Source organism: Flavobacterium sp. (assembly GCF_029945805.1).
Classification (GTDB): Bacteria; Bacteroidota; Bacteroidia; order Flavobacteriales; family Flavobacteriaceae; genus Flavobacterium.
Map to the genome: position 1 here is coordinate 1 of NZ_JAQSDH010000015.1, position 14,983 is coordinate 14,983.

Below are 14,983 nucleotides of genomic sequence, written 5' to 3' on the forward strand. Positions count from 1 at the left end.
GTCTTCCATTAAGAGGACAAAGAACTAAGAACAACTCTAGAACAAGAAAAGGTAAAAGAAAAACTGTTGCGAACAAGAAAAAAGCAACTAAATAATAAGTAATATGGCTAAAGCAACAACAAAAAAACGTAAAGTTATCGTTGAATCAACGGGTGAGGCTCATATTAGTGCAACCTTTAACAACATCATCATTTCTTTGACTAACAAAAAAGGTGAGGTTATTTCTTGGTCTTCAGCTGGTAAAATGGGTTTCAGAGGTTCTAAAAAGAATACTCCGTATGCAGCTCAAATGGCAGCAGAAGATTGCGGTAAAGTAGCATTAGAAGCTGGACTTAAAAAAGTAAAAGTATATGTTAAAGGACCAGGTAACGGACGTGAGTCTGCTATCAGATCAATACACAATACTGGAATTGAAGTAACAGAAATCATTGACGTTACTCCAATGCCACACAACGGATGTCGTCCTCCTAAAAGACGTAGAGTATAATTTATACTGAATTTATTTTAGTATGTTATTAAACAAATAGTAAGTATAACAAAAGATAGATTATAAGATTATCGAAGGATTCGACCTGAATTCATAATCTCTATCTTAAAACAATTTAAAATGGCAAGATATACTGGTCCAAGTACAAGAATTGCTCGTAAATTTGGCGAAGCAATATTCGGAGAAGACAAAGCCTTCGAAAAAAGAAATTATCCACCTGGACAACACGGGATGGCTAAAAAAAGAGGTAAAAAATCTGAGTACGCTATCCAGTTAATGGAAAAGCAAAAAGCTAAATATTCTTATGGAATTTTAGAAAAACAATTCAGAAACCTTTTTGAAAAAGCAGCAGCTTCTAAAGGTGTAACAGGTGAAATCCTTTTGCAATTATGTGAAGCGCGTTTAGATAATGTAGTTTTCAGAATGGGAATTGCGCCTTCAAGAAGAGCAGCAAGACAAATCGTTTCTCACAGACACGTTACCGTGAATGGAGAATTGGTTAACATCCCATCATATCACTTGAAACCAGGTGATAAAGTTGCTGTTCGTGAAAAATCTAAATCAGTTGAAGCTATCGACCGTTCACTATCTAATTCATCTCATGTATATGAGTGGATTACTTGGAACAACGATACAAAGGAAGGAACTTTCGTTTCTGTTCCTGCTAGACTTCAAATTCCAGAAAATATTAAAGAGCAGTTAATCGTAGAGTTGTACAACAAATAATAACTGACATTAGTCTAAATTATGGCAATATTTAATTTTCAGAAGCCCGATAAAGTTATCATGATCGATTCAACCGATTTTGAAGGTAAGTTTGAATTCAGACCTTTAGAACCAGGATACGGATTGACAGTTGGTAATGCACTTAGAAGAGTTTTACTTTCTGCGTTAGAAGGTTATGCAGTAACATCGATCAGAATTGATGGTGTTGAGCACGAATTCTCTACTATTTCCGGAGTTGTTGAAGATGTAACTGAAATTATCCTTAATCTAAAACAAGTACGTTTCAAACGTCAGATCGAAGATGTAGATAATGAAACAGTTTCTATCTCAATCTCTGGTAAAGATCAAATTACAGCTGGTGATTTTCAAAAATTCATCTCTGGTTTTCAAGTATTGAACCCAGATTTAGTTATTTGTAACTTAGACAGCAAAGTAAATCTTAATATGGAGATGACTATCGAGAAAGGTCGTGGTTATGTTCCAGCAGAAGAGAATAAAAAACAAAACGCAGCAATCGGAACTATCTTTACTGACTCAATTTTTACTCCGGTAAAAAATGTGAAGTATGCTATCGAAAATTTCCGTGTGGAGCAAAAAACAGATTACGAAAAATTAGTTTTTGAAATAAAAACTGATGGTTCAATCAATCCAAAGGATGCTTTAACCGAAGCTGCTAAAGTTTTAATTCACCACTTTATGTTGTTCTCAGATGAGAGAATTACATTGGAAGCGGATGAAATTGCTCAAACTGAGTCTTATGATGAGGAATCATTACACATGAGACAATTGCTTAAAACAAAACTTGTTGATATGGATTTATCGGTAAGAGCATTGAATTGTTTGAAAGCTGCAGAAGTTGATACGCTTGGAGATCTAGTATCTTTCAACAAAAATGACCTTATGAAGTTCCGTAACTTCGGTAAAAAATCACTAACTGAGTTAGATGAATTAGTTGCCAATAAGAATTTAACTTTCGGAATGGACTTGGGTAAATACAAATTAGATAAAGAATAAAGTACTTCATATTTTGCTCTCCAAAGAGGATAGTAGCAAGATGAGGGTTAAAAAAACAAGTCATGAGACACGGAAAAAAATTCAATCACTTAAGCAGACAAACTGGACATAGAAAAGCTATGTTAGCTAATATGGCTTGTTCTCTTATCGAGCACAAACGTATTAACACAACTGTTGCTAAAGCAAAAGCGCTTAAACAATTTGTTGAGCCACTTATAACAAAATCAAAAGAAGATACTACTCACAACCGTCGTATCTGTTTCGCTTACCTACGTAGCAAATATGCCGTAACTGACTTGTTCAGAGATGTAGCTGCTAAAGTTGGTGACCGTCCAGGTGGATACACTCGTATCATCAAAATGGGTAACCGTCTTGGAGATAACGCTGATATGGCAATGATTGAGTTAGTGGATTTCAACGAGATTTACAACGGTGGTAAAAAAGAAGAGAAAAAAGGTAGAACTCGTCGTGCGAAAGCAAAACCTGTTACTGCTGAAAAAGCTCCTGCCGCTCCAGTTGTTGAAACTCCTGCTGCAGATGTTGTTGAGGAAACTCCAGCGGTTGCAGAAGTTGAAGAAACTCCTGCTGTTGAAGAAACTCCAGAAGCACCAGCTGCTGATGAAGAATCAAAAGAAGAGCAAGCATAATGATTGCCACTTCATAAATATAAAAAAGGATAAGCATTTTGTTTATCCTTTTTTTTTGTGTTACACTGAGCGCAGTCGAAGTATTTTTGAGCAGAAGTATTAGGTTCTATTTAATCATGCTCCCGCTATCCGCTATATCTTTTTCCTGCTTATCAGCAGAAAAAAGGATGCCGCTACTATCGGGGCTAAAGAGAACTTTTGTCTTTTGAAAGATGTTTAAAAAAAAGCTCCTATCATCTCAAGTAATAAAAATTAAAAAGTAAATTTTCGGAATGTTTATAAACTTTTATAATTCTTTCTTAAAAATTGAACCTAAATAAATAAATTTGCCACACACAACTACAACATGCAACACACAACAAAAACTCCCGCAATTTTACTACTAGCCGACGGAACTATCTTTCACGGTAAATCAATCGGAATCTCAGGAAAAACCTTTGGAGAAGTTTGCTTCAACACCGGAATGACAGGGTATCAAGAAATCTTCACCGATCCATCTTATTTCGGTCAAATTATGGTAGCCACCAATCCACACATTGGAAACTATGGCGTAAACGCCAACGAAGTAGAGGCCGATCGAATTATGATTTCAGGGCTGGTTTGCAAGAACTTCAGCTTTAACCATTCGCGCCCCAATTCAGAAAGCAATCTGTACGATTATTTCGAAAAACAAAATCTAATCTGTATTTCAGATGTCGATACAAGAGCTTTAGTAAGTTACATTCGTGATAATGGTGCGCAAAATGCAATAATCTGTACAGATGGGACCGCAGTAACCGAATTGAAACAATTATTACGCAGCGTTCCCGACATGAAAGGTCTGGAACTGGCTTCAAAAGTGTCGACAACAGCATCGTATTTGTACGGCGATGAAAATGCAACTTACAAAATCGCCGCTTTAGATTTGGGAATCAAAAGAAACATTTTGAGAAACCTTGCCAAAAGAGATTGTTACATCAAAGTATTTCCATACAACGCCTCTTTTGAAGATTTGAAATCGTTTAATCCCGATGGGTATTTCCTCTCAAATGGGCCTGGTGATCCAGAACCTTTAGTGGGAGCAATCGAAGTGGCAAAAAAAATCTTTACTTCTGATAAACCTCTATTCGGAATCTGTCTAGGACACCAAATCATCGGATTGGCAAACGGCGTTTCAACCTATAAAATGTTTAACGGGCACAGAGGCATAAATCATCCCGTAATGAACGTGCTAACAGGAAAAGGGGAAATCACTTCTCAAAACCACGGATTCGCAGTCAATAGAGAAGAACTAGAAAAACATACCGACTTAGAAATTACACATTTCCATATCAACGATAATACAGTTGCTGGAATGAAAATGAAATCCAAAAGTGTTTTCTCCGTACAATATCATCCAGAAGCAAGTCCAGGTCCACATGATTCTTCCTATCTTTTTGATGACTTTATCAAAAACATCCAAAAATCAAAAAGTCCAATCGAAGCTTAATTCGATTGGACTTTTCTACCCAAACCAATAATTATAAATGAATTTTTTCTAGTTGAAAGCGTATTTATCATAGAGGTTAACAAACTCTCCATTGTTTTTCAAGAAGGTGCTATTAACAGTAAACCAGTTATCATACAATGCTTTTTTCTGTGATTGCACGTTATTAAAAACAGTATAGAATGAATTCTTTTTGGCATTGAAACTATCTACTGCATTATTGTAAGCTGTAATTGCTGCACTAGATCCTGATTGTGCTCCTGATTTCAAGGATTGAACTTTAGTATATTCAGCTACATAATCAGTAAATAAAGTGTTGATTTTAGCTTTCTGACTTGCAATAAATTTCGAATATTCGATATTAGCTGCATTAAGTGTATTGTCTTTGAAATAACCATTCAATTCACTAGTTTTTGCCATAACTTCTTGATTCATTAATTCAATCATATTAGTACAATCAGCAAATCCTTTTGCATCTTTTGCGGCTACAACAGCGGCAAGTTTTTCATCAATAACATTTAATTTGTAAAATAATACATTTTGTTTCGCATTGTACTCTAATAAGTTTTTTCCTTTTCCACCTTTAAAATGCAATTTATAGCAAGATGCAAATTGTTTTTTGTCATTGTCATATTGTCTTAACGCATCAAAATATGCTATTAATTGTATTTCTTTACGAGTAAGATTTTCTCCTATTTCTGGTAATGACAAAGCACTTTGTGTATCATAATCTGTTAATATTAAGGTGCCATTAGTTAAACATTCAATAGTTTTTTCATTCATTTTTATAAAACTATCTCGCAACATCGTATTTCCTTCAAAACCTTTATCTCTAAGTTTCAAAATGTTATTTAATTTTTCTAATTTCTCAACAATTCTCACCACGGTAGTTTCAGTTCTTGAGTACAATTGCGATTCAACAATCGTAACCGTATAATCCATAAACGTTTTTTTAAGAAACAATTCGTTTTTCCCAAAATCCTCCATGTAAGCATCTATAGTTCTGTAATTTTGAGCAGTCGATATTGTTGGAACTAATCCAAGGAATAAGAATAAAAATAACATTCTTAAGTAACTTTTTGGACTGTTTGTAAGGGTAAAATTTTTCATAGCAATTAGCGTTTATTTCTTTGGTAAAATTATATTGGAAATCAACTCTGGGTGTTATATGATACTACTTTAAACTTATATAATTATCATCAAAAGTAATACTTTAAAAATTATTCTTACTAAAACGATTGCGTTTATAACTTGTACAAATAATTAATGATGTCATTTCTTATTTTCTTAAATTTGTAAACCATTAAAATCTTAAAAACATATATATAAAATGAGTATAATCATTAAAGTTCACGCAAGACAGATTTTTGATTCCAGAGGAAATCCAACAATAGAAGTAGATGTAGTTACTGAAAATGGCGTTTTAGGAAGAGCCGCAGTTCCATCTGGAGCTTCTACTGGCGAACATGAAGCTGTAGAATTACGCGACGGTGGAAAAGCATATTTGGGTAAAGGGGTACGCAAAGCCGTAGATAACGTAAATACTATAATCGCTGCTGAATTATTAGGGACTTCTGTATTTGAACAAAATCATATCGACCAATTAATGATTGAATTGGATGCAACACCTAACAAATCAAACCTAGGTGCTAATGCAATTCTTGGCGTTTCTCTAGCCGCTGCTAAGGCCGCTGCCAATGAATTAGGCTTACCTTTATATAGATATGTTGGTGGCGTTTCAGCCAATACGTTGCCTGTACCGATGATGAACATCATTAATGGTGGATCGCACTCTGATGCTCCTATAGCATTTCAAGAGTTCATGATTATGCCCGTAAAAGCAAAAAACTTTACTCATGCTATGCAAATGGGAACGGAAATTTTCCATAATCTTAAAAAAGTATTGCACGATAGAAATCTTTCTACCGCTGTAGGTGATGAAGGCGGATTTGCTCCAAACTTAGCAGGTGGAACGGAAGATGCATTAGAGACAATCAAAACGGCTGTTGAAAATGCAGGGTATAAATTGGGTGACGAAGTGATGATTGCATTAGATTGTGCTGCATCTGAATTTTATGTAGATGGAAAATACGATTATACTAAATTTGAAGGGGCGACAGGAAAAATAAGAACTTCAAGAGAACAAGCAGAATATTTAGCTTCTTTAGCGGCCAATTATCCAATCATTTCTATAGAAGATGGAATGCAAGAAGACGATTGGGAAGGATGGAAATACTTAACCGAATTAATAGGCGACAAAACGCAATTAGTTGGTGACGATTTATTTGTAACCAATGTCGAGCGTCTTTCTACTGGAATTGAACAGGGAATTGCCAATTCAATTCTAGTAAAAGTAAACCAAATCGGAACCTTAACAGAAACCATTGCAGCAGTAAACATGGCACACAATGCCGGATATACTTCAGTAATGTCACACCGTTCAGGAGAAACCGAAGACAATACCATTGCCGATTTAGCTGTAGCATTAAACTGTGGACAAATCAAAACCGGTTCGGCTTCCCGTTCAGATCGTATGGCAAAATACAATCAGTTATTAAGAATAGAAGAGGAATTGGGCGACACTGCTTATTTTCCGGGGGTAAGAGCTTTTAAACAGAAGTAATTTCAAAATCATAATGATAAAAAACACCCGATAAGATTTAATCCTATCGGGTGTTTTATTTTCTATTCCACCGCTTTTAAATTATCATCTGGAATTCTATCTATCAAATAATTGCAGGGTTCAATTCCTGCTTTGGATGGTTTTTATTGAGTGCGGAAAACAAAGGTATCGTCCTTTTTATCAATATTTAAACGTTTGTAAAACAGTGCTTTTACTAAAAAATTTGATTTTTTTGACTCCCCAAAAACTCCAATATCAATATAATCGACCATAGGAATTGCAGTTTCTTTTCCGAGTGCATTTGATCTTCATTTTTCAGAAGTAGTTTTAATAGTTACTTCATAGTCGGATCCTATTTTTTATGTGTTAAACAAAAAGTACTCACAAATAATAAAATAGCCGTAAAATTATTTTTAAGGAATAGATTTAAATAAAATCCATAAAATAGTAGCTTAAAGTAAATACTTAATAATATTTTCAGAAGTTAGAGGTTTGTTTAAATAGTCTATAACGTAGGGATTGCTTTTAGATTTTATTATATCATCAGGATTACTCGAAGAGCTCACGATGAATAATTCTAATTTAAATTTTAACGATGAATTTATGACTGCTAACTCTTGTAAAAAGCCCCAGCCATCCAGAACGGGCATGTTAATGTCTAATAGTGCAAGTATAGTATCATTCTCATTTAATTGATTATTTAATTTTAACAACTCGTCGATAGCTGTTTTCCCATTATAAAGCGTTATAATAGGATCTGTAATTCCTGCTCTGATCAATAATTTTTTGTGCAAAAAATCTATAACACTATCGTCGTCAATTAATAGAATTACACTTCGTTTTTTTAACATATTAAATATATTTAGATATAGTGAAATAAAATGTACTCCCTATTTCGGGAGTGGATTCTACCCATATATTACCATCATGAATTTCAATTATTTTTTTACAATGAGCTAATCCTATTCCGTTACCTGCATAGTCATTGTCATTGTGTAACCTTTTAAAAATAAGGAATATTTCACCAAAATTTTTTGAATCTATCCCAACACCATTATCTTGTACTTGAAACAACCAGTCCGACTCTCTTTCAATACAAGAAATAGTAACCTTTGGAATTGTATTTTTTGAAGTAAACTTGATCGCATTACTAATTAAATTTTGTAGCAATATTCTAATAAATGTTGGATAGCAATTTAAGGCAGGTAAATTTTCCCATGCGACATGAGCATTATATTCATTAATTTTATTTGATAAGTCTTCTTTTACATCAGTAAGCAAGTGATTAAAATCAACTAACGATAGAATTTCTTTTTTTTCAATTCGGCTGTATTCCATTAAAGCGGTGATTAAATTCCGCATTCTCGTCACTGATTTTTTTATGAAGTTGAGATATATTTTTCCGTCATTATCAAGCTTTTCATAATAATCATCTTCTAGTAAATTGGAGTATCCTAATATAGATAAAAGTGGTTCTTGTAAATCATGCGAAGCTACATAAGCAAATCGCTCTAGTTCGTTGTTTTTATTTATTAATATTTGATTTTTAAAATCGAGGTCGTTTTGAGTTTGCTTTAATTCGGTTACATCTATCCCATACCCAATCATATATACAAAAATGCCTTCAATAAAAAAAGGATAGAACCTTCTGAAAATATATGTTTTAGAGCCCTCTTTATTAATTTCATCAATCCAATCTACTTGTTTCTTGGTTCTAATAGCTTCATTAAAATAGTTTCTTCTAACCTGAGCTAAAGTAGCATCAATGCCCTTAAAATCACAATAGTCAAAATCATTTTTTCCAATCAACCATTTTCTTATTTCATCATTTTTAATTCCATTTTGGTTAATGAATAAATAGTTGTGATCTTTATCAAAAAGAGCAATATCTGCGGGAATATTATTTAAGACTAAATCATTAAATATGGTTTTTTTTCTTAAATCATCTTCTAAGTTTTTAGTAGTAGTGATATTCTTTATAGTCCCATCTAAAATAAAATTACTGTTTTTAAAAATAACATTAGAATTGATTTCAAACCATATAATTTCGTTATTTGCTAAAAATCTTCCGATAAAATTAAAATCTTCCGACTTTGCGTCTAATTTGTTTAATTTATTTAGTAATAACTCATAATCATCAGGGTAAAAATGTATAGATTTTATCCAATTAATATCATTTAACGGTAATTCAATTGGAAATGTTTTTTTAAATGAATTACTGATGTAACTGAAGTAATTGGTCTTGTTTTTATTAAGTATCAACTGAAATAAAGTTATCGGAATATTTTGGTGAATAAGTTTTAATTCAATTTCCTTTATTCTGGATTGTTTTGTTTTTTCTTTGAGTTTTTTTAAGGTAGAATCTAAAAGAATTTTATTCCTTCTGTTTTCCATCAAATACACTACTTGATTGGCTAAGGCTTTTAATAATTTTATTTGTTCTTTAGAAATAGTATGCAGCTTTTGATCTATTACACAGAGTGTTCCAAATGGCAGATTTTGTTCATTTTTTAATACAACGCCAGCATAAAAAACAATATAGGGTTCGCCTGTTACTAGTGGATTGTCATAAAACCGCTCATCATTCCTGGCGTCTTCAACAATCAAAAATTCTTCAGATTGATTTATCGCATGGTCACAAAAAGAGTAATCTTTGGGCGTTTCAGATACATTTAAACCGTGATGAGATTTAAACCATTGCCTATTTTCATCTAAAAGACTTATTAGTGCTATAGGGGTATCACATATTTGAGAGGCAATAGCAGTTATGTTGTCAAAATCTTTTTCAGGGTTACTATCAAAAATACAAAATGATTTTAACAATTTTAACCTTTTTTCTTCGTCTTGATGGAGTAAGGCTTTAGTCATGTCCGCATGGTTTTAAAAAAAAACATTTTGTCACAAAAGTTTAATCAAATTAATGAAAACAATCATAAACGATAAAGTAAAAGTTAAAAATATCGTTAAAATATCATTACCTGTAGACTAAGGGTATTTGAATGTAGGTAAATGATATCATTTTATATAAATTGAGATCTTATACATGAATTTTAATTTTCTAAAAAGGAATTTATTTTTATTAAAAACTTGATGAACAAATTTTGTTTTCTTTTCTTTTTATTTAAAGTAAAACTAAATATTGAACCTTCGCCTTTTTTTTGAGTCAATATTTATTTCACCTCCTAATTGCCCAACTATTTTTTTTACTGTGGCCAACCCAATACCATTGCCCACAAAACCATACTTATCTTTGATGGAAAGTGTTTTAAAGAGTTGAAATATCTTTTTTTGATCCATCTTTGAAATACCTGAACCATTATCTTTAACTAGAATTTCATATTGTGTTTCACTTTCTTTAATTTCAATAACTACATTTTTTTTGTCACAATATTTTATAGCGTTAGCAATAAGATTTATTAAAATTTGTTCCAAGGCTATTTTATTAACAACAATGTGAGATAAATTAGAAATGAAAATAAAGCTGCAGTTTTTTTCGGCGAAAAAAATGTTTTTATGTCACTTTTTATTGTTTCTAGTTTTAGAATTACTCTGTCTTCTAAAAGTAGTTCTGGCGATTTAGTATAATTTAAAAACACATTATCTGTACACTAATTGTCTTTTAATGTTGGTAAATTACTTAATTTATGATTTATAAAGTTAGATATTAACTTCTTATGATGTGAAAATTCTATTGAATAAATGGGTGGAATTTACCAAAAAATAAATTTTGCTTATTATATTAAATGGGTCTTTATTTTGTTAGCTGTAATGTAATATACTTCAATTACGTAGTAAAAATTAAACTTCTCAATTCCATTTTTTACTTTCAACTGAGAATAGTACTTTTGCACATGCAACACAACGTACTAATTTTAGATTTCGGCTCGCAATACACACAACTCATTGCACGCCGCGTAAGGGAATTAAACATATTCTGTGAAATATTCCCTTTTAATCATGTTCCAAATGATTTATCGTCCTATAAAGCAGTGATCCTTGGCGGAAGCCCTTATTCTGTTCGTTCGGAAGATGCTTTACAAATTGATTTGACCAACATTCGAGGCAAATTACCCTTACTCGCAGTGTGTTATGGCGCACAATATTTAGCTCATTTTTCGGGTGGAGAAGTGGCTGCTTCTAACATCAGAGAATACGGAAGAGCCAACTTGTCCTACATGAAAGAAGGAGAAACATTTTTTGAAAATGTAAATCTGAATTCTCAAGTGTGGATGAGTCATAGCGATACCATTAAACATTTACCAACTAACGGTATTAAATTGGCAAGTACGAAAGACGTCGAAAACGCCGCTTATAAAATTGAAGGCGAAACCACGTATGCTATTCAGTTTCATCCAGAAGTGTATCATTCAACCGATGGGAAACAAATTTTAGAAAACTTTTTGGTTAAAATTGCCGCGGTACCACAAACTTTTACACCTAATGCATTTGTAGAAGATTGCGTTAAAGAATTACAAGAAAAAGTAAAAGGAGACAAAGTAGTTCTCGGACTTTCGGGCGGAGTAGATTCGACAGTAGCGGCAGTTTTATTACATAAAGCTATTGGAAAAAATCTCTACTGTATCTTTGTTAATAACGGATTGCTTCGTAAAAACGAATACGAAAGTGTGCTAGATCAATACAAACACATGGGATTGAACGTCAAAGGGGTTGATGCTTCAGAACGTTTTCTTTCTGCTTTAGATGGAATCGAAGAACCGGAAGCCAAACGTAAAGCAATCGGTAAAGCATTTATTGATGTTTTTGATGACGAAGCACACCAGATAGAAGATGTAAAATGGCTGGCGCAAGGAACAATTTATCCTGATGTTATCGAATCAGTTTCGGTAAAAGGGCCATCGGCAACCATAAAGTCACATCATAATGTTGGTGGTTTGCCCGATTATATGAAACTTCAAATTGTAGAACCTTTGCGAATGTTGTTCAAAGATGAAGTCCGTCGCGTTGGAAAAACATTGGGGATAGATCCTGAACTTTTAGGAAGACATCCATTTCCTGGTCCTGGATTATCAATTAGAATTTTAGGTGCAATCACACCAGAAAAAGTTAGAATTCTGCAGGAAGTTGATGCAGTATTTATCAATGGTTTGAAAGAAGACGGTTTGTATGATAAGGTATGGCAAGCTGGAGCGATTTTGCTTCCGGTAAACAGTGTTGGAGTAATGGGCGATGAGCGTACGTATGAAAAAGTCGTAGCACTTCGGGCAGTAGAATCAACAGACGGAATGACGGCAGATTGGGTACATTTACCGTACGAGTTTCTGATGAAGATCTCTAACGAAATTATCAATAAAGTAAAAGGAGTTAATAGAGTAGTGTATGATATTAGCTCTAAACCACCAGCTACAATTGAATGGGAATAGTTTTGTTAACACAAAATAGTTGATGAAAAAAGTAGCATTAAAGATTTGATTAAAAAAGATTTGTTAACTTAGACGTTAAATAAATAATAAGTAGATGAAAAACCGTATTCTTTTTACACTATTCCTAACAGTATTTTCTTTTATTTTTACTGTTTCTGCGAAGCAAGAAAAGTATATTAAACATACTGTTGTTAAAGGGGAGACCATCAATAATATTGCTCAGAAATATAAGGTTACGCCTTATGATATTTATAAGTTAAATCCAGATTCCCAAAATGGGATCCAATTGGATAGCGTATTGTTAATACCATCTTCTGGAGAAGTTACAGCTTATGTTGCTCCTAAAGTTGCGCCAAGTATAGTGGCAACTTCGGTTCAAAACACGAAACTTACAACGCATTTAGTACAGCCTAAAGAAACATTATACAGCCTTTCAAAACAATACAATATAACGGTTGATGCGTTAAAAAATGCTAATGGTGATTTATTAAATAATGGACTAAAAATTGGAATGAATATTAAAATTCCGACTTCAGATGGTCAAGCTGCAGTAGTTTCAACTCCAATTGCAGTGAAAGAAGTTGTAAAGGAAACTCCAAAAGTGGTTGTTCCAAAAGCAGAGCCAAAAACGGAAATAAAAACTGTAGCTTCAAGTGCGGGCCCTGCATTTCATGTAATTGAACCAAAGGAAACCAAATACGGTATTTCTAAAAAATACGGAATATCTATCCCTGAATTAGAGCGTCTCAATCCGCAAATTGCAACTGATTTCCCTATTGGATTTAAACTCGTTATATCAGGGAATAAGCCAAATCAAACTGTTGTAGAAACTGTTAAATCCGCAACTGAGATTACAAAACCTGCAGTTGAAACATCAACTATACCAAGCGCTACCACTAAGAAATATTTGGAAGAATATGTGGTAAAACCAAACGATACGCCTGCAACTATTGCCAGTGATTACGGAATAACTGAAAAAGAATTAATTTCACTAAATCCAGAATTGAAAAAAGGAGTGAAACTAGGAATGATTCTCAGAGTTCCTAAAGGCCAGCGTAAAGAGCCTGTCCGGAAAGAACAAGGAAATTTAATAAAATCAATCAATACTAATGCGAGGAAACAACTCGCATTACTTTTTCCGTTTAATATCTCGAAAATCGAAAGTGACACCGTTAATTCGACACAAGCGCGATTGAAAAAGGATAAGTTCTTGAATCTTACTTTAGATTTTTATTCCGGAGCGCTAATGGCAATTGATTCGGCTAGGGTTTTGGGAATGAATGTGGATATTAAAATTTTGGATTCGCAAGAAACTAAAAACACATCGAATGTTTTGGCATTGGCTGATCAGAATGATTTAAAAAGCATGGATGCCATTATAGGGCCATTTTATCAGTCTAATGTAGAAAATTTAGCCCAGTTTTTGGGACCGACAAAAACTCCGGTAATTTCGCCACTATCAAAAGACGAAGCTGGGAACTATCCTAATTTGTATCAATCAATGCCTACTACTGATTTGATGAGAAGTTCCGTATTCAATTATATGAAATCTAAAAACGGCAATATCATCGCGTTAATAGACAATAAAAAAGGAAGTATTACACAATACATTCAAGAGAATCAAAAAGAAACTAGGATAATTGGACTAAGTGTAAAAGGAAGTGTTGTTGCAGATAGCTTGACGATTCTGCTTCAAAAAGACAGAATGAATTATGTTGTTTTAGCTTCTGAAAGTACAGGGATGATTTTGGCAACAACCAACGCAATGCTGGCTGCACAAAAAGAATTTCAAGTACAATTGGTGATTTTGGAGCCAAATGAAACCTTGGATTTTGAGGAAATTTCATTAATCCGATTGACCAAGTTGAAACTTTTATATCCGTCGCTTTCAAGACCAAATGAAACAATTGAAGCGAATCAATTTGATGCTAAATATAAAAAGTTAAACAAGATTATTCCGAACCAATATGCAATTCGCGGTTTCGATGTAACGTTTGATACTTTATTGCGATTGTCCCAGGGTTCAACTTTTGACGAAACTATTCAGTCATCGGTAACGGAACATATAGAAAACAAATTTGATTATGTTCAGAATGCAACTTATGGGTATTCCAATAACGGAATTTACATTTTGTACTACGACACGGATTTAACCATAAAAGAAGCTTTGTAATGACCACATCAATCGTTAGATATTTAGGTGACTTAAGAAGTTCATCCATGCATTTACAATCGGGAACAGAAATCTTGAATGATGCTCCAATCGACAATCACGGAAAAGGAGAAGCCTTCTCTCCAACAGATATGGTCGCTAATTCTTTGGCGACTTGTATGCTTACAATTATGGCAATTAAGGCAATCGATCTGGAGTTGGAATTAAAAGGGACAACAGCAGAAGTAACGAAAATTATGGTCGCTGATCCGCGAAGAATTTCTGAAATTCACATTACGTTTCAAATGAATCTTGTCGAAGATAAAAAAATTTCAACTATTTTGGAACGATCCGCATTGACTTGTCCTGTGTATTATAGTCTGCATCCGGATGTCAAAAAAGTAATTACTTTTAATTGGAAGTAAATCACTTAAACTGCAAAAAGTCAATCGACTATATATTATGATTTTTTGCAATGCAGCTTTATG

General features: G+C 33.4%; 13 protein-coding genes and 1 pseudogene. 10 read left to right on the forward strand and 4 right to left on the reverse strand.

Annotation, left to right across the window (positions count from 1 at the left end; translation table 11 throughout):
* From PSU83_RS03470 to carA, 6 genes and pseudogenes are all read left to right on the forward strand, one after another.
* Positions 1-95: pseudogene (locus tag PSU83_RS03470) on the forward strand (30S ribosomal protein S13); the annotation flags it as partial.
* Between the two features lie 8 nt (positions 96-103).
* Positions 104-487, forward strand: coding sequence for a 30S ribosomal protein S11 (rpsK, locus tag PSU83_RS03475; protein WP_300586772.1), 384 nt, complete (start codon positions 104-106; stop codon positions 485-487).
* A gap of 120 nt (positions 488-607) precedes the next feature.
* Complete coding sequence (gene rpsD, locus PSU83_RS03480) at positions 608-1,213, forward strand: 30S ribosomal protein S4 (protein ID WP_300586774.1); 606 nt, start codon at positions 608-610, stop codon at positions 1,211-1,213.
* A gap of 21 nt (positions 1,214-1,234) precedes the next feature.
* Positions 1,235-2,227: a DNA-directed RNA polymerase subunit alpha gene (locus PSU83_RS03485; protein WP_300586777.1), complete on the forward strand. Its 993-nt coding sequence runs from the start codon at positions 1,235-1,237 to the stop codon at positions 2,225-2,227.
* A gap of 62 nt (positions 2,228-2,289) precedes the next feature.
* A complete protein-coding gene (rplQ, locus tag PSU83_RS03490) occupies positions 2,290-2,874 on the forward strand; it encodes a 50S ribosomal protein L17 (protein WP_300586779.1) in 585 nt (194 codons plus the stop codon).
* Positions 2,875-3,220: 346 nt separating this feature from the next.
* Positions 3,221-4,342 carry a glutamine-hydrolyzing carbamoyl-phosphate synthase small subunit gene (carA, locus tag PSU83_RS03495; protein WP_300586780.1) on the forward strand — a complete coding sequence of 374 codons (1,122 nt, stop codon included), beginning with the start codon at positions 3,221-3,223 and terminating at the stop codon, positions 4,340-4,342.
* Between the two features lie 48 nt (positions 4,343-4,390).
* Here carA and PSU83_RS03500 read toward each other — a convergent pair whose 3' ends face one another.
* The gene (locus PSU83_RS03500) at positions 4,391-5,449 is read right to left on the reverse strand and encodes a hypothetical protein (RefSeq protein ID WP_300586782.1); all 1,059 of its coding nucleotides are present in this window, start codon (positions 5,447-5,449) and stop codon (positions 4,391-4,393) included.
* 220 nt (positions 5,450-5,669) lie between these two features.
* Between PSU83_RS03500 and eno the strand changes: the two genes are divergently transcribed.
* On the forward strand, positions 5,670-6,962 hold the full coding sequence (eno, locus tag PSU83_RS03505) for a phosphopyruvate hydratase (protein WP_300586784.1): 1,293 nt from the start codon (positions 5,670-5,672) through the stop codon (positions 6,960-6,962).
* A gap of 452 nt (positions 6,963-7,414) precedes the next feature.
* Here eno and PSU83_RS03510 read toward each other — a convergent pair whose 3' ends face one another.
* From PSU83_RS03510 to PSU83_RS03520, 3 genes are all read right to left on the reverse strand, one after another.
* Positions 7,415-7,813, reverse strand: coding sequence for a response regulator (locus PSU83_RS03510; RefSeq protein ID WP_300586786.1), 399 nt, complete (start codon positions 7,811-7,813; stop codon positions 7,415-7,417).
* A 1-nt stretch (position 7,814) separates the two neighbouring features.
* A complete protein-coding gene (locus tag PSU83_RS03515) occupies positions 7,815-9,830 on the reverse strand; it encodes an ATP-binding protein (protein WP_300586790.1) in 2,016 nt (671 codons plus the stop codon).
* A 264-nt stretch (positions 9,831-10,094) separates the two neighbouring features.
* The gene (locus PSU83_RS03520; RefSeq protein ID WP_300586792.1) at positions 10,095-10,394 is read right to left on the reverse strand and encodes a sensor histidine kinase; all 300 of its coding nucleotides are present in this window, start codon (positions 10,392-10,394) and stop codon (positions 10,095-10,097) included.
* A 419-nt stretch (positions 10,395-10,813) separates the two neighbouring features.
* Between PSU83_RS03520 and guaA the strand changes: the two genes are divergently transcribed.
* From guaA to PSU83_RS03535, 3 genes are all read left to right on the forward strand, one after another.
* A complete protein-coding gene (guaA, locus tag PSU83_RS03525) occupies positions 10,814-12,343 on the forward strand; it encodes a glutamine-hydrolyzing GMP synthase (protein ID WP_300586794.1) in 1,530 nt (509 codons plus the stop codon).
* A gap of 94 nt (positions 12,344-12,437) precedes the next feature.
* Positions 12,438-14,516, forward strand: coding sequence for a LysM peptidoglycan-binding domain-containing protein (locus tag PSU83_RS03530; protein WP_300586797.1), 2,079 nt, complete (start codon positions 12,438-12,440; stop codon positions 14,514-14,516).
* Complete coding sequence (locus tag PSU83_RS03535) at positions 14,516-14,920, forward strand: OsmC family protein (protein WP_300586800.1); 405 nt, start codon at positions 14,516-14,518, stop codon at positions 14,918-14,920. The genes PSU83_RS03530 and PSU83_RS03535 overlap by 1 nt, the downstream gene beginning before the upstream one ends.
* Positions 14,921-14,983: the final 63 nt, after the last annotated feature.

Excerpts from the sequence above, each read along its gene's own strand:
- rpsK (WP_300586772.1), top strand. The coding sequence starts at position 104 with ATGGCTAAAGCAACAACAAAAAAACGTAAAGTTATCGTTGAATCAACG.
- rpsD (WP_300586774.1), top strand. The coding sequence starts at position 608 with ATGGCAAGATATACTGGTCCAAGTACAAGAATTGCTCGTAAATTTGGC.
- PSU83_RS03485 (WP_300586777.1), top strand. The coding sequence starts at position 1,235 with ATGGCAATATTTAATTTTCAGAAGCCCGATAAAGTTATCATGATCGAT.
- rplQ (WP_300586779.1), top strand. The coding sequence starts at position 2,290 with ATGAGACACGGAAAAAAATTCAATCACTTAAGCAGACAAACTGGACAT.
- carA (WP_300586780.1), top strand. The coding sequence starts at position 3,221 with ATGCAACACACAACAAAAACTCCCGCAATTTTACTACTAGCCGACGGA.
- PSU83_RS03500 (WP_300586782.1), bottom strand. The coding sequence starts at position 5,449 with ATGAAAAATTTTACCCTTACAAACAGTCCAAAAAGTTACTTAAGAATG.
- eno (WP_300586784.1), top strand. The coding sequence starts at position 5,670 with ATGAGTATAATCATTAAAGTTCACGCAAGACAGATTTTTGATTCCAGA.
- PSU83_RS03510 (WP_300586786.1), bottom strand. The coding sequence starts at position 7,813 with ATGTTAAAAAAACGAAGTGTAATTCTATTAATTGACGACGATAGTGTT.
- PSU83_RS03515 (WP_300586790.1), bottom strand. The coding sequence starts at position 9,830 with ATGACTAAAGCCTTACTCCATCAAGACGAAGAAAAAAGGTTAAAATTG.
- guaA (WP_300586794.1), top strand. The coding sequence starts at position 10,814 with ATGCAACACAACGTACTAATTTTAGATTTCGGCTCGCAATACACACAA.
- PSU83_RS03530 (WP_300586797.1), top strand. The coding sequence starts at position 12,438 with ATGAAAAACCGTATTCTTTTTACACTATTCCTAACAGTATTTTCTTTT.
- PSU83_RS03535 (WP_300586800.1), top strand. The coding sequence starts at position 14,516 with ATGACCACATCAATCGTTAGATATTTAGGTGACTTAAGAAGTTCATCC.